11 protein-coding genes are annotated in these 14,509 nt (G+C 60.2%); 10 read left to right on the plus strand and 1 reads right to left on the minus strand.

Annotated features, from left to right (window positions below):
- Positions 1 to 32: 32 nt before the first annotated feature.
- From pstC to phoB, 5 genes are all read left to right on the plus strand, one after another.
- Positions 33 to 1,493: a phosphate ABC transporter permease subunit PstC gene (gene pstC, locus HPDFL43_RS02740; protein ID WP_040448971.1), complete on the plus strand. Its 1,461-nt coding sequence runs from the start codon at positions 33 to 35 to the stop codon at positions 1,491 to 1,493.
- Positions 1,484 to 2,845 (plus strand): phosphate ABC transporter permease PstA, encoded by a 1,362-nt coding sequence (gene pstA / locus HPDFL43_RS02745; protein ID WP_425348850.1) that lies wholly within the window; start codon positions 1,484 to 1,486, stop codon positions 2,843 to 2,845. The genes pstC and pstA overlap by 10 nt, the downstream gene beginning before the upstream one ends.
- A 69-nt stretch (positions 2,846 to 2,914) precedes the next feature.
- Positions 2,915 to 3,730, plus strand: a complete 816-nt coding sequence (gene pstB, locus HPDFL43_RS02750; RefSeq protein WP_007200036.1) for a phosphate ABC transporter ATP-binding protein PstB — start codon at positions 2,915 to 2,917, stop codon at positions 3,728 to 3,730.
- A gap of 58 nt (positions 3,731 to 3,788) precedes the next feature.
- Positions 3,789 to 4,511 (plus strand): phosphate signaling complex protein PhoU, encoded by a 723-nt coding sequence (gene phoU, locus HPDFL43_RS02755; RefSeq protein WP_007200037.1) that lies wholly within the window; start codon positions 3,789 to 3,791, stop codon positions 4,509 to 4,511.
- Positions 4,512 to 4,538: 27 nt separating this feature from the next.
- Entirely contained in the window at positions 4,539 to 5,222 is a 684-nt protein-coding gene (gene phoB / locus HPDFL43_RS02760) for a phosphate regulon transcriptional regulator PhoB (RefSeq protein WP_040449551.1), read from the plus strand.
- 80 nt (positions 5,223 to 5,302) lie between these two features.
- Here the strand turns inward: phoB and HPDFL43_RS02765 are convergent, their stop codons facing one another.
- The gene (locus HPDFL43_RS02765; RefSeq protein WP_007200039.1) at positions 5,303 to 5,827 is read right to left on the minus strand and encodes a GcrA family cell cycle regulator; all 525 of its coding nucleotides are present in this window, start codon (positions 5,825 to 5,827) and stop codon (positions 5,303 to 5,305) included.
- Between the two features lie 489 nt (positions 5,828 to 6,316).
- On the opposite strand from HPDFL43_RS02765, the gene HPDFL43_RS02770 reads away from it, so the two are divergent.
- The 5 genes from HPDFL43_RS02770 (at position 6,317) to HPDFL43_RS02790 (ending at position 14,497) form a co-directional block, all read left to right on the plus strand.
- The gene (locus HPDFL43_RS02770) at positions 6,317 to 7,504 is read left to right on the plus strand and encodes an aspartate aminotransferase family protein (RefSeq protein ID WP_007200040.1); all 1,188 of its coding nucleotides are present in this window, start codon (positions 6,317 to 6,319) and stop codon (positions 7,502 to 7,504) included.
- A 14-nt stretch (positions 7,505 to 7,518) separates the two neighbouring features.
- Positions 7,519 to 8,442, plus strand: a complete 924-nt coding sequence (gene argF / locus HPDFL43_RS02775; RefSeq protein WP_007200041.1) for an ornithine carbamoyltransferase — start codon at positions 7,519 to 7,521, stop codon at positions 8,440 to 8,442.
- Between the two features lie 127 nt (positions 8,443 to 8,569).
- On the plus strand, positions 8,570 to 9,562 hold the full coding sequence (locus HPDFL43_RS02780; protein ID WP_040449552.1) for an Hsp33 family molecular chaperone: 993 nt from the start codon (positions 8,570 to 8,572) through the stop codon (positions 9,560 to 9,562).
- A gap of 97 nt (positions 9,563 to 9,659) precedes the next feature.
- On the plus strand, positions 9,660 to 11,063 hold the full coding sequence (locus tag HPDFL43_RS02785) for an efflux RND transporter periplasmic adaptor subunit (protein ID WP_084594552.1): 1,404 nt from the start codon (positions 9,660 to 9,662) through the stop codon (positions 11,061 to 11,063).
- A complete protein-coding gene (locus tag HPDFL43_RS02790; RefSeq protein WP_007200044.1) occupies positions 11,060 to 14,497 on the plus strand; it encodes an efflux RND transporter permease subunit in 3,438 nt (1,145 codons plus the stop codon). The genes HPDFL43_RS02785 and HPDFL43_RS02790 overlap by 4 nt, the downstream gene beginning before the upstream one ends.
- The last annotated feature ends 12 nt before the right edge of the window (positions 14,498 to 14,509 follow it).

The raw sequence follows: 14,509 nt of genomic DNA on the forward strand, positions 1-14,509 counted from the left end.
CCGCCCTTCCTCGCGAACAGGGCAACTTCGACATGACTCCAGGCACTATCGTTCTCATCGTGCTCGTATTGGCTGCGATTGGCTATGTACTCGGCAGGCGGCGGGCATTGCAGGCGGCGAAACGGGACGGAGTGAAGCTTCACTCACTGCCAAGTTATTATGGAGAGTCGGTCGCGCTGTTTACGGCCGTTCCTGCACTCTTTCTGATGGCTGCTTGGCTATTCGTGCAGCCCATTGTGATCGAAGGCAGCATCAGCGGCAAAATTCCAGATTCTGTCGTTCCCGAAGGCGGCGCCAAAAGCCTGGTCATGGTGGACGTGCGCAGGATTGCCGACGGGCTCGGGCTGCTCACCGCGCAAGGCGATCTTTCAGAAGACGATCTTGTCGACATGCGCGCTGACCTGACCAATGTCCGTTCCCGGCTTGCCGAAGTCGGCGTCGCGCTGGGTTCGAATGTGGAGCCTGCAGTTTTCGAGGCGGCCAAGTCCTACCGCGCGGCCGACAAGGCGGCTTCGGCTGTTCGCAGCATTGCAGTGATCCTGACGGCACTCGCTTTGGGGTTTTGGGCGTGGCGGAGAATATCCCCCAAACTGCGCGCTCGAAACATAACCGAAACATTCATCAAGGCGCTGTTGATGGGGTCTTCGCTGGTCGCGATCCTGACCACTGTGGGCATCGTCGCATCACTGCTGTTCGAATCGCTCCAGTTCTTCCAGCTCTACCCGGCTACCAAGTTCTATTTCTCGACCGTCTGGAATCCGCAATTCCGCGGCGGTTCCGATTTCGGTTTCCTGCCCTTGCTTTGGGGCACGCTTTACGTGTCCTTCATCGCGCTTTCTGTGGCGGTTCCGATTGGCCTTATGATCGCCATTTACCTGGCGGAGTATTCGGGCAGTGCCCTTCGCAGCTTCGCCAAGCCTGCCATTGAGGTTCTCGCCGGCATTCCCACAATCGTCTACGGACTGTTTGCCCTGATCACGGTTGGACCCTTCCTGCGCGACTGGATTGCCCAGCCGCTCGGTATCGGAACGTCCTCGTCTTCAGTGATGACCGCCGGTCTGGTTATGGGCATCATGCTGATCCCCTTTATCTCGTCCCTGTCAGACGACATCATCAATGCGGTTCCTCAGGCAATGCGCGACGGCTCCTACGGCCTCGGCGCGACCCAGTCGGAAACGATCAAACAGGTGATCCTGCCGGCTGCCTTGCCGGGCATCGTCGGCGCCTTCTTGCTGGCCGCCAGCCGGGCTATTGGTGAAACCATGATCGTGGTGATGGGCGCAGGTGCAGCCGCACGGCTCAACCTCAACCCCTTCGAGGCAATGACAACGGTAACTGTGAAAATCGTCAGCCAGCTGACCGGAGACACCGAGTTTGCCAGCCCGGAAACCCTGGTGGCCTTCGCGCTTGGCCTGACCCTGTTTGTCTTCACCCTCGGCCTCAACGTTCTGGCGCTCTACATTGTGCGCAAATACCGGGAGCAATACGATTGACCGATTTTCCCGCCGATCACTCTGCGGCCAGTGCCGCAACCGGACGCTCGCTATTGAAGGTTGGGGAGCGCACCCGCAAACGCAATGCGGCTGAGAAGCGCTTCCGCATGATGGGCTTGGCTGCCGTGATATTCGGCCTGCTTGCCCTCGTCGGTCTCATGGCGTCCATCTTGTCGAATGGTCTGTCCTCTTTCAACCAGACCTACATCTCGCTGGACGTCTATCTTGACCCGGCGAAGCTGGACAAGAATGGCAATCGCGCGCCGGAGGATCTGAAGAAGATCACCACCTTCACCATCCAGCCGCTCATAAAGACGGCCATGCAGGATATGATGCAAGAGCGTGGATTTGCCGCCGAAGGCGTCAACGCCAAGGAGGCGGCAGCGCTGGTGTCCAAGGAAGCTCCGGCTGACCTGCGCCGCTTTGTTCTGGCCAACCCGGATCAGATCGGTGAGACCATTTCCTTTGATCTTCTCGCGTCCGGCCGCATCGATGGCTACTTCAAGGGGCGGGTGACGATGGAAAGCGCCGCGCTCGACCGGAATATCTCGCCTGAACAGCTGGTCCTTGCCGATAGGCTGAAAGATGCCGGCATCATGGATTTGCGCTTCAATTGGTCGTTTTTCACTGCACCCGACGCGTCTGATACGCGGCCTGAAGCCGCCGGTCTTGGTGTGGCGATCCTCGGATCGGCCTACATGATGCTGATTGTGCTGGCGCTGTCACTGCCCATTGGTGTCGCCGCTTCGATTTATCTCGAGGAGTTTGCGCCGAAGAACCGTTGGACCGATCTGATCGAGGTGAACATTGCTAACCTCGCGGCTGTTCCCTCGATTGTGTTCGGTATCCTCGGACTGGCGCTGTTCATCAACTTTATCGGCCTTCCTCAGTCAGCCCCGGTGGTTGGCGCCCTGGTGCTCACGCTAATGACATTGCCAACGATCATCATCGCCACGCGCGCCGCGCTCAAGGCGGTCCCGCCGTCGATCCGCGATGCCGCGCTGGGTATCGGGGCCTCGAAAATGCAGGCGATCTTCCACCATGTGCTGCCGCTCGCAGCCCCTGGCATCTTGACCGGCGCAATCATTGGCCTGGCCCAGGCGCTCGGTGAAACGGCACCGCTGCTCCTGATCGGAATGGTGGCCTTTGTTCGCGAATATCCCGGCGCGCCGCCTGAGGGGTTCTTCGACCCGGCATCAGCGCTTCCGGTTCAAGTCTACAACTGGACCCAGCGTGGTGACCCGGCTTTTATCGAGCGCGCATCTGGTGCAATCATCGTGCTGCTGGTGTTCCTGGTCATCATGAATGCTGTTGCCATTCTGCTTCGCCGTCGCTTCGAACGCCGATGGTAGGCGCTGGAAGGACATCAGGCTACAATCAATAGGGTTCGAAGGATCCGGAACGGATAAAGGAACATGGAGATGAACATCATGTCTGAAGCGGCGACGGAAGACGCGGTCAACGCATCGGTTGACAATCCTGTCATCAAGATGCGTGGAAATGACGTTAGCGTTTTCTATGGCGAGAAGCAGGCTCTTTTCGATGTCAATCTCGACATCCGGCAGAACAGCGTGACCGCCTTGATCGGTCCGTCCGGCTGCGGCAAGTCCACTTTCCTGCGTTGTCTCAACCGCATGAACGACACCATTGATATTTGCCGGGTCACTGGCGACATCACACTCGACAGTGAAAACATCTATGCCCCGATGATTGACGTGGTCGAACTGCGGGCGCGCGTCGGTATGGTGTTTCAGAAACCCAATCCGTTTCCCAAGTCGATTTATGAGAACATCGTCTACGGACCACGCATCCATGGCCAGGTTTCGACCCGCGCAGAGATGGACGAGATTGTCGAGCGCAGCCTGATCAAGGCTGGGCTGTTCGAAGAGGTCAAGGACCGCCTTCACGAAGCAGGGACCGGTCTTTCAGGTGGTCAGCAACAGCGGCTTTGTATCGCGCGCGCCATTGCGGTCAGCCCGGAAGTGATCCTGATGGACGAGCCTTGTTCAGCGCTTGATCCGATTGCCACGGCAAAGGTCGAGGAACTGATCGACGAGCTTCGTGTCAACTACACCATTGTCATCGTCACCCACTCGATGCAGCAGGCCGCACGTGTGTCACAGCGCACGGCCATGTTCCACCTTGGCAAGCTGATCGAAGAAGGTCCGACCGACAAGATGTTCACCAAGCCCGATGAAAAGCTGACCCAGGACTACATCACTGGGCGGTTTGGCTAAATCACGGCTTCTTGCGACTGCCGGTCACGTCGCAACATTTGGATTGAAGGATCAAGCAATGCCCGATGCACATACCGTCTCGGCCTATGATGATGACCTGCGCTTTCTCAACCGCCGCCTTTCCGAGATGGGCGGCATCGCCGAGCGCATGGTCGCCGATGCTGTTGCCGCCTTGGTCAACGCGGATTCGGCCACCGCACAGCGGGTGATCTCCGAGGACCTGCTGCTCGACAATGGCGAACGCGAAATCTACGACAAGGCAGTTCTGGTGATTGCAAAGCGCCAGCCAATGGCGTCCGACCTGCGTGAAATCATTGGTTCCATCCGGATCGCCTCGGATCTCGAACGGGTCGGTGATCTGGGAAAGAACATCGCCAAGCGGGTGATCGCGGTGCACACCATGGCGCAGCCGCGCAAGCTGGTGCGCGGACTGGAGCACCTGGCCGAACTGGCGCTGACGCAGCTCAAGGAAGTGCTTGATGCCTTCTCGACGCGCTCGCCGGATCTGGCCAATTCGATCCGTGAACGCGACGAGGAAATCGACGCGATCTACACCTCGCTTTTCCGGGAGCTTCTCACATACATGATGGAAGATCCGCGCAACATCACGGCCTGCACGCATCTGCTGTTTTGTGCCAAGAACATCGAGCGAATTGGCGATCACGCCACCAACATCGCTGAAACCGTGTATTACGTGGCCACTGGCGAACAGCTTGCTGGCGACCGGCCGAAAGACGACGACTCCGCCAGCGTGATTGCGCCCGAGCCGGGCGCGGCGTAGTTTCAGGGAGATCATCAAGCAATGGCGATGAGTCCCAGAATAACCGTGGTGGAAGACGAAGAGGCTCTCTCCGTCCTGCTGCAGTACAATCTGGAAGCTGAGGGCTACGAGGTCGATGCCGTCTTGCGCGGTGATGAAGCCGAGATCCACTTGCAGGAACGCGTGCCTGATCTTCTGATCCTTGACTGGATGCTACCTGGCATTTCCGGCATCGAGCTTTGCCGCCGCCTGCGCGCGCGGCCGGAGACGGAGCGTCTGCCGATCATCATGCTGACGGCGCGTGGCGAGGAAAGCGAGCGTGTCCGCGGTCTTGCCACCGGCGCTGATGACTATGTGGTGAAACCGTTCTCGACGCCGGAATTGCTGGCAAGGGTGCGCGCAATGTTGCGGCGCGCGAGCCCAGAGGTGATCTCCAGCCTGCTCAAGGTCGGTGATATCGAGCTTGATCGCGAGACCCACAGAGTCCGCCGCCGTGCCCGTGACATCAAGCTTGGACCCACCGAATTCAGGCTTCTGGAATTCCTGATGAGTTCGCCAGGCCGTGTTTATTCACGCGCGCAGCTGCTCGATGGTGTCTGGGGACATGATGTCTATGTCGATGAGCGCACGGTGGATGTGCATGTCGGCCGTCTGCGCAAGGCTGTCAATCTTTCCGGAATGCGCGACATCATCCGCACGGTCCGTGGCGCTGGCTACTCGATTGAAGCCTGATCAAGGCATGATCCAGTTTGCAAAATGAAAAAGCCCGGATCATTTGATCCGGGCTTTTGCTCGTTTTCAACCGATCTGGTTCAGCGGGCCCGCCTGCGCTCGCTTGATGGCTGGAACGCCAGTTTGGCGTGATAGCTGCAATAGGGCGAGGCATCGCCTGAGTCATTGCCGCAGAAGTGAAAGTCTTCGAGCAATGGATCGCCGATCGGCCATTTGCAGGTCCGCTCCGAAAGCTCCACCAGAGTGAGCCTGCGCGAAATCGGTACCACAACGTCTTCCATCGGCCTGGTGTCGAGGTCTTCCACAGCCACCGCTTCGACGTCCTGCTTGAGAGCCGCTCCGCCGCTGGAACGGCTGACTGTACGTGTTGTCTGCGCTGCGTTCCGGCCAGCATAAGCTGGCGCCCGCGGTGCTGCAGTGGTGCGTTTGGTGCGAACCGAAGACTGTCCACCGCTCTTGGCGCGGCCTGGAAGGTTGAGCCGGTGCACTTTGCCGATCACCGCATTGCGGCTTACGCCGCCGAGTTGCGCCGCAATCTGGCTTGCGCTGAGCCCGTCCGCCCAGAGTTTCGTGAGTTTTTCAACTCGTTCATCAGTCCAGTTCATGCCACTCTCTCCATTTACCCCGTGTCTTGGGATGGCAGAATCCCTCTTCGCTGCTCCGGATGGCCGGAGCTGTAGCACTCGGTTACATTGAGGAAATTAGTGTCCGCCGCGAACGTCTAATTCGTAGGCTCAACGTAGAGCTACGCAGACTCGGTTACAAGAGTCAGCGGATTCCAGGTGATTCGTTTTTTTGGTTTTCCCCAACTTACCGGCAGCGCAGCACCACAGTCGGGTTCGGATCTGCGGTGTGGTGACCGGTTCGAGTTTTGGCAGCCAGCGGAATGCTAAAACACCTGCCACACCGTCGTAACACTACGGGAAACCGCAGTCTCATTGACAGCACACAGTGAATTGTAAATAGTGCGCCTGCCGCCCCGGAAGGGCGGCGTTTTGGTTTTCCGGCAAGGTTTTTGACGGTCCTTCTGGCACACGCCATCATCAAGTTCCGGCATTCACAATTCCGGCCGGGTTCATATGGGAGACGGGCGCATGGCTGACGCCAAGCCGCTTTACGAAACATATAGCCGCTCACCCATCGTGTTTGAGCGCGGGCATGGCGTTTGGCTGGAGACACCGGCGGGCGAACGCTATCTCGATTTTGCCGGAGGCATAGCGGTCACCTCGCTTGGCCACACTCATCCGCATCTGGTCGAGGCGCTGAAATCCCAGGCCGACAAGCTTTGGCACCTTTCCAATCTGCAGGAAATTCCCGATCAGACCCGGCTCGCCGAGCGTTTGACCGAGGCGACCTTTGCCGACAAGGTGTTCTTCACCAATTCGGGTGCGGAAGCACTGGAATGCGCGATCAAGACAGCGCGGCGGCATTTCTATGTAAATGGCCAGCCGCAGCGTTATCGCATCATCACCATTGAAGGCGCCTTTCATGGCCGCACGCTGGCCACCATCGCCGCCGGCGGCCAGGCAAAATACCTCGAGGGCTTCGGCCCCAAGGTTGAAGGCTTCGATCAGGTTCCGTTCGGCGATCACGAGGCAATCAAGGCCGCGATCAATGACGAAACCGCTGCCATTCTGGTTGAGCCCGTGCAGGGAGAGGGCGGCATTCGCCCGCTGCCAAAGGAATGCCTGCGCGGTCTGCGGGACCTGTGCGACGAGCACGGTATTCTGCTGATCCTGGATGAGGTTCAATCCGGCGTTGGCCGCACAGGAATGCTGTTTGCCCATGAATGGGCAGGCATCACACCAGACATCATGGCCGTGGCCAAGGGCATTGGCGGCGGCTTCCCCTTCGGTGCTTGCCTGGCAACGGCCGAGGCGGCGGACGGCATGACGCTGGGCACCCATGGCACCACCTATGGCGGAAATCCGCTGGCCATGGCTGTTGGCAACGCCGTGCTCGATGTGGTGCTTGAGGACAGTTTCCTTACCCATGTCAACGATGTCACGCTGGTGTTGCGCCAGGGCCTCGCCTCTCTCAAGGACCGCTATCCGGACCTGATTGAAGACATCCGCGGCATCGGGCTTCTGACCGGCATCAAATGCGCCAAGTCCAATGCGGATCTGGTCACGGCGATGCGCAACGAGCATTTGCTAGCGGTGCCGGCGGGTGACAATGTCGTGCGGCTCTTGCCACCGTTGATCGTGTCTGTCGAGGAAGTCCGCGAAGCGCTCCACAGGATCGAGGCGGCGCTCGAAATGCTATCTCCCAAATCCAGCTGACTGGACCCTTTATCATGACTGAGACCACAGCCGCCGCGCCCCGGCATTTCCTTGATCTTTCTGCTGTCAGCGCCGCAGAACTGCGCGCCATGATTGATGCAGCACGTGCCGCCAAATCCTCCTCGGGCGGTGATCGTCCGCTTGCAGGCAAGATGCTGGCGATGATCTTCGAAAAACCGTCCACCCGTACCCGCGTGTCGTTTGATGTCGGCATGCGTCAATTGGGCGGCGAGACCCTGTTCCTGTCCGGCACCGAGATGCAGCTTGGCCGTGCAGAAACCATTGCCGATACCGCCAAGGTGCTCTCGCGCTATGTCGACATCATCATGATCCGCACCATGGATCACGAGCGCATGCTGGAACTGGCCGAACATGCCACCGTGCCGGTGATCAACGCGCTGACCGATGACACACATCCCTGCCAGATCATGGCCGATATCCTGACCTTTGAGGAACATCGTGGCCCGATCAAGGGCAAGACCCTGGCATGGACAGGCGATGGCAACAATGTGCTGCACTCGCTGGTCGAAGGCGCGGGACGTTTCGGCTATCGCATGCAGATCGCCACACCGGAGGGGTCCGAGCCTGACATGAGATTTGTCGATTGGGCACGGGCTCAGGGTGCCGAGATTGATCTCAGCGCCGATCCGGAGCGTGCCGCCAGCGGTGCGGATTGCATCATTACCGACACCTGGGTGTCGATGAATCAGGAGCACAAGGCGCGTGGCCACAATGTCTTCCTGCCCTACCAGGTCAATGAAGACTTGATGGCCAAGGCCAACAAGGACGCGCTGTTCATGCATTGCCTGCCCGCCCACCGCGGCGAGGAAGTCACCAACGAGGTCATGGATGGACCGCAATCGGTGGTGTTCGATGAGGCGGAAAACCGTTTGCATGCCCAAAAGGCAATCATGCGCTGGTGCATGGGCGCTTTGTAGCGGCGCTGTGTTGAGCCTCTGGCGGATCGCCGGGCGAATGCCTACATAGGCCGTTTGGAATTCGGCCAAACACCCGGGCACGGACCGCGTGCCACCGGAGAATTGTGCCAAACAGTCGGGAATGAACATGGAAACCGAAATCCGTACCCTCGGAGAGCCGGGCTTCGCCGGAGATGACAGTGTGCTGCCGTTCGAAGTCGATGGCCTGGATGTGCGCGGCCGCATTGTTCAGCTTGGCCCGATGATCGACACCATTCTGGGCCGGCACGCCTATCCCGAGCCGGTTGCACGATTGCTTGCCGAAGCCATCGCCTTGACGGTGCTGCTTGGTACATCGCTTAAATTCGAAGGCAAGCTGATCATTCAGACCAAGGGTGACGGACCCGTTGATCTGCTGGTCGCTGATTTCAGCACGCCGGGTGATCTTCGCGCCTATGCCCGCTTTGATGGCGAGCGGCTCCAGGCGGCGCAAGAGGCAGGCATGATCACTCCGGCTGAGCTGCTGGGCAATGGCGTGCTGGCCTTCACCATCGACCAGGGCGCCTATATGCAGCGCTATCAGGGCATCGTCGAGATGAATGGAGAGTCTCTGGAGGCGATGGCGGAGACCTATTTCCGCCAGTCCGAGCAGATCCCCACCCTTGTCCGCCTGTCGGTAGCCGAACTGTTTGACCGGGATGCCGAGGGCAACCCGCGCCAAAGCTGGCGCGCCGGCGGCATTGTGGTGCAGTTCCTGCCGCAAGCACCCGACCGCATGCGCCTGCCCGACCTTCCAGGCGGCGATGCGCCGGAGGGTGTGGAGGACTTCTACCATCACGAGGACGACAGCTGGTCGGAAGCCAAGGCGCTCGTCGCCACGGTTGATGCCGGCGAACTGACCGACCCGGAAGTGGGTGCCGAACGCCTGCTCTATCGTCTTTTTCATGAGCGTGGCGCGCGGGTCTACCCGCCGGTGCCGGTGTTTGACCGCTGCAGTTGTTCGCGTGAGCGGCTTGGTGAGGTCCTGCGCGGTTTCTCCGCCGAGGAACTTACCGACAGTGTGGAAGACGGCGCAATCACCGTGCAGTGCGAATTCTGCTCGACCGCTTACAAGTTCGACCCCGACGAATTCGGCGGCTGAAGCCGGAGGATTGCACCCGCAAGCCGCAATATGACAAAACTTTAATTTGCCATGTCCAGTCTTTACGTTACCTCTTTGAAGGCAACGGAGGCTGGAAATGCTCGACAGGGCGGACAATCGCGATAAACACCTGACTGCCGGGCAGCCGGCGGGGGGTGAGACTCGTCGTCGTGGTTTTCTGCGACCAATCGCGCAGATGGCGCTGATGGCGTTGGTCCTCGCTGGCGGCTGGGCCGGCATGCAGTACCTGGCGAATTCGCGGATCGACCCGGTCCGCAAGCCTTTCACACCATTGGTCTATACGGTTGACACCACATCCGCGGTGTTGGCTGACAACCGGCCGGTGATCAGGCTCTATGGCCAGGTCGACACCGGCCGCAGCGTCGAACTGCGTGCAGGGGTGAGCGGCGATGTGGTCGAAATTCATCCTGATCTTGTCGCCGGGCGCCGGGTTGCTGCCGGAACTGTCTTGTTGCGCATCGATCCGTTTCTCTATGAAGGCGCGCTTGTTGAAGCCCGCGCCAATCTTGCCTCGGCACGAGCGGCAATTGCCGAAATGAACGCCCGCCTGGCCTCCGAACGCGAGCAGCTGCAAGCAGCGCAATCCCAGCTGGACCTCGCCAAATCTGATCTTGAACGGGCCCTGTCGCTGGCAGGTTCGGGCACTTTGACCGACAAGCAGGTCGACGACCGCAGGCTGATCCTTTCCCAGCGCGACCAGGCCGTCAGTCAGCGTCGCAACAACATTCTCATCACCGAAGCCCAGCGCGCCCAGCAGGAAGCCAACGCCTCGCGGCTGGAATGGAAAGTACGCGAAGCACAGCGCAAGCTTGAAGATACGGCGGTGATGGCCCCCTTTGATGGCGTGATCTCCGATGAGAGCATCGAAGCAGGGCGAACGGTCAACGCAAATGAAATGGTCGCCTCCATCTATGATGACACTGCGCTTGAAGCACGCTTCACTCTGACCAACGCCCAATATGGCCGGATGGCGACCGGCGATGACCCGCTGCTTGGACGCAAGGTTAAAGTGAGCTGGAGCGTGGGCGGCGCGGATTATGTCTGGCCGGCGACCATCGACCGGATCGGCGCACGTGTGGCTGCAGAGCGGGGCGGTGTCGAGGTTTTCGCTCGTATTGAAGCAGCCGGCAATCCTGTGCAGTTGCGGCCCGGGGCCTTTGTTGCGCTTACCGTGCCGGATCGTATCTGGCGTTCCACATTTCGTCTGCCCGAAACCGCGATCCGATCTTCCGACCACGTCTTCGTGGTCGTGGATGGCGCATTGGTGCGCCGTGATGTTCAGCTGATTGCCTGGGATGGCGAAGATGCCATCATTCAAGGTGACCTTGCAGATGGGGAAGAGGTGCTGGTCACCCGGCTGACCGAAGCCTCGGAAGGCGTAAAAGTCCGCAAGCCCACCCAAACGGACGCTCCAGGCGAGACCGCTGCGGAGCCGGCGTCTCCGGCGCTACCAGGTCAAACGATGGACTCCGGCCAATGAGCGCTGCCGGCCTTCCGGGCGGGGGCATTCTGGGCAACGGCGGATTGGTCGCAACCTTTGTGCGTCATCCCAACGCCGCCAATCTGCTCATGGTGTTGATGATCCTGTTCGGTGCGTTTTCAATTGCCCGCATCAACACCCAGTTCTTCCCCACCATTGACCGTCCTGCGATCACCATCGCCATCACCTGGTCTGGTGCCAGCGCCGAGGATGTCGAGACCAACATTCTTGCGTTGGTCGAGCCTGAGGTGCGCTACATCTCCGGCGTGGATGAGATGACCTCGACCGCGGCCGAGGGGTCGGCCTCCATACGCCTCGAGTTCACCGAAAGCACCGACATGTCTCAGGCCATGACGGATGTTGAAACTGCAGTCAAAGCAGTCAACAACCTGCCCGAGGATTCCGAGGAGCCGACCATTACCCGTGCGGTGTTCTTTGATTCCGTGGCGCGTCTTGCGGTTTTTGGCGCCGCAGATGAATCGGTCAAACGCGCCTGGGCCAAACGCATGCGCGATGATTTGATCGATCGCGGCATCGACAAGATCGATTTTACCGGATTGCGCGATGCCGAGATCCGCATCGAGGTGCCCGAGATCGAGTTGAGGCGGCTTGATACCACCATTTCGGAGGTCTCCAGGTCGATCGCCGCCAACAGCCGCGACTTGCCGTCGGGCACAGTGGAAGGCACCGTCGACCGGCAACTGCGCACAATCGCCGATGCGCAGGGCGCACGCGAGCTTTCGCATGTCGAGGTCAAGTCCTTTGCGGGTGGCGAAAAGGTTCTGCTCGGGGACATTGCCGAAATCGACGACGGCTTTGATCCGGATGCAACCCGGGGGCTGGCCGGCGGATCCACCGCGATCGAGCTGGATGTCCGCCGGGCGCCGACCGCCGATACACTTCAGACCGCCGCGATCCTGTCAGCCTATATCGACGAAATCACACCGCAGCTGCCGCCGGGCGTCGAGATCGCCACCTATGAAGTGGCCGCTGACGCGCTCTCCGCCCGGATCTGGCTTCTGGTCAAGAACGGGCTTGGCGGGCTGCTCGTGGTTGTTGCGATCCTGTTCGTGTTTCTCAATGCCCGCATCGCTTTCTGGGTCGCTGCCGGCATCCCCGTTGCGATGCTCGCCACCATCGGCTTCATGTATATCAGCGGCCAGACGATAAATATGATCTCGCTGTTCTCGCTGATTATGATGCTCGGCATCATTGTCGACGATGCGATCGTTGTCGGTGAGCACACGGCGACCCGGCTGGAGATGGGAGACGATCCGCACATGGCCGCCGAGAACGGCGTGCAGATGATGCTGGTTCCGGTTCTGGCCGCGATGTCGACCACGCTGGCAGCCTTCGCCCCGATCCTGATGATCGGCGGCACCATCGGCCAGATGATGGGTGTGTTGCCGCTGGTTGTGGTCGCGGTCCTGATCGCCAGCCTGCTTGAGTGCTTTCTGGTGCTGCCCGGTCACTTGGCCAACTCGCTTGCCGGGCGCAGGATGCCGGGTTGGTCGTGGTGGCGGCAGTTCCTGGTTGCCCTGGTTCTTGTCGTGTTTCTGACCGGCTTGACGGGTCGGCTTGCTGTCGATCTGGCGCTGGGTGCCGATGACAACGGTTTGCGCGCAGCAGCCCGCAGCTTCGCTGAGCTTCCCTCGTTCCTGCGGATGGCGCTCGTGGTGGCGGTCTCGTTGATTCTGGCTGCAATGCTGGAATGGATGCTTTTGGCGTTGAGCCGCCGCAACAGCCGCAAGATCGCAGCTGCTGCCGGCGCTGGCGCCCAGATTGAGCGCCATGCAGGCGAAAGCCGCTTTCGGCGTGGCTTCGATCGCAGGTTTGACAGGCTCCGCGATGGTCCCTTCTCCTGGCTGGTGCAACTGGCCTGGAACTGGCGCTATGTCACGTTGTCGATCGCCCTGTCGATGGTGATGGTGCTGGCAATCGGTCTGGCCAGATCTGGCCAGGTCGAGTTCGTGTTTTTCCCGTCGCCGGAAGCCGAGAACATCACCGGCACCGTGGTCTTCAATGCAGGCTTGCCCGAAGAGCAGGCGCTTGCCGCCATCGCCGGCTATGAGACAGCACTGCGCCGCGCCGATGAGGCGTTGTCGGGTGAGGAGGCATCGTCGATCCGCGCCGTGTTCACCACCTATGGCGCCTCCAGCCGATCGGGCAGCGCGACTGCCCGCATCCGGGTGCAGCTCACCACATCTGAAGAGCGTGACATCCGGACACCGGATATTGTCAACGCCTGGCGGCAGGCGTCGCCGGACGTCGCGGGTGTGACCCGTTTCACGATTGCTCAGGCCCGTGGCGGGCCACCCGGCCGCGATATCGAAGTGCGACTGCAGGGCCAACGGGTGGCCGACCTGAAGGCCGCCTCGGCCGATGTCGTTGCACTCCTGTCCGCAATTGATGGTGTCACCGGGCTCGATGACAATCTGCCCTGGGGCAAACCCGAACTGGTGATGGAATTGACCCCCCATGGGGCCGCTCTCGGCTTCTCGATCGAGGAAGTCGGCCGCCAGATCCGCAATGCCTTTGATGGCGCGATTCCGTTTCGTTTCCCGCGCGGTGATGACGAGGTCACTGTGCGTCTTGTTCAGGCCCCTGCGTCACCGGGCTCGCAAGCGCTCAGGGAGTTTGAACTTCGAAGCCCCAGCGGAACCTTTGTGCCTCTGTCAGAGGTGGTCGACATGACCGAGCGGCAGGGCTTTTCCGCAATCCAGCGCCGCGACGGCAAAAGCACAATCTCCGTCACCGGTGACATCGATACCGCTGTCACCACAACTGGCGGGGTGGTCGAACAGCTGACCGTCGGCGGCGGGCTCGATCTGATCGCGGCCAATCACGGGGTCACCTATTCCTTCGGCGGCCGCTCCGAGGAACAGGAAAACGCTTTTGCTGATCTCAAACTTGGTGTCGCGGTTGCGCTCAGTGTCATCTACATCATTCTCGCCTGGGTCTTTGCCAGCTACTGGCGCCCTGTTGCGGTCTTGTTGATCATTCCTTTCGGCATCGTCGGTGCTATATTCGGCCATTGGGTTCTGGGCTACCAGCTCACCATCCTGTCCTTCATCGGATTGCTTGGCCTCGCAGGTATCCTTGTCAATGACTCCATCATCCTGGTGGCCCGGCTTGAGGAACGCCGCGCCGCCGGCGATACGATCGCTGAAGCCGCCATCGGCGCAAGCCGTGACCGTCTGCGCGCAGTGCTACTGACTTCGCTGACAACCATCGGCGGGTTGCTGCCGCTGCTTTATGAAAAAAGCCTCCAGGCTCAGTTCCTGCTGCCCATGGCAATCACCATTGTCTTTGGCCTGGCGATGACGACGCTGCTGGTGCTGTTTCTGGTGCCGGCCCTGGTTGGCATCGGTGACGACGTTACCCGGGCGCTCACCTTCATCTATGGCCGTCGTCAGAGGCTGCAGCGGGCATAGGGGCGTCTGCTG

Origin of the sequence: Hoeflea phototrophica DFL-43 (genome assembly GCF_000154705.2) — a bacterium.
Lineage (GTDB): Bacteria > Pseudomonadota > Alphaproteobacteria > Rhizobiales > Rhizobiaceae > Hoeflea > Hoeflea phototrophica.

What these genes read in the sequence shown, in the direction of transcription:
- pstC (WP_040448971.1), top strand. Translation starts at nt 33, where the DNA reads ATGACTCCAGGCACTATCGTTCTCATCGTGCTCGTATTGGCTGCGATT.
- pstB (WP_007200036.1), top strand. Translation starts at nt 2,915, where the DNA reads ATGAACATCATGTCTGAAGCGGCGACGGAAGACGCGGTCAACGCATCG.
- phoU (WP_007200037.1), top strand. Translation starts at nt 3,789, where the DNA reads ATGCCCGATGCACATACCGTCTCGGCCTATGATGATGACCTGCGCTTT.
- phoB (WP_040449551.1), top strand. Translation starts at nt 4,539, where the DNA reads ATGAGTCCCAGAATAACCGTGGTGGAAGACGAAGAGGCTCTCTCCGTC.
- HPDFL43_RS02765 (WP_007200039.1), bottom strand. Translation starts at nt 5,827, where the DNA reads ATGAACTGGACTGATGAACGAGTTGAAAAACTCACGAAACTCTGGGCG.
- HPDFL43_RS02770 (WP_007200040.1), top strand. Translation starts at nt 6,317, where the DNA reads ATGGCTGACGCCAAGCCGCTTTACGAAACATATAGCCGCTCACCCATC.
- argF (WP_007200041.1), top strand. Translation starts at nt 7,519, where the DNA reads ATGACTGAGACCACAGCCGCCGCGCCCCGGCATTTCCTTGATCTTTCT.
- HPDFL43_RS02780 (WP_040449552.1), top strand. Translation starts at nt 8,570, where the DNA reads ATGGAAACCGAAATCCGTACCCTCGGAGAGCCGGGCTTCGCCGGAGAT.
- HPDFL43_RS02785 (WP_084594552.1), top strand. Translation starts at nt 9,660, where the DNA reads ATGCTCGACAGGGCGGACAATCGCGATAAACACCTGACTGCCGGGCAG.
- HPDFL43_RS02790 (WP_007200044.1), top strand. Translation starts at nt 11,060, where the DNA reads ATGAGCGCTGCCGGCCTTCCGGGCGGGGGCATTCTGGGCAACGGCGGA.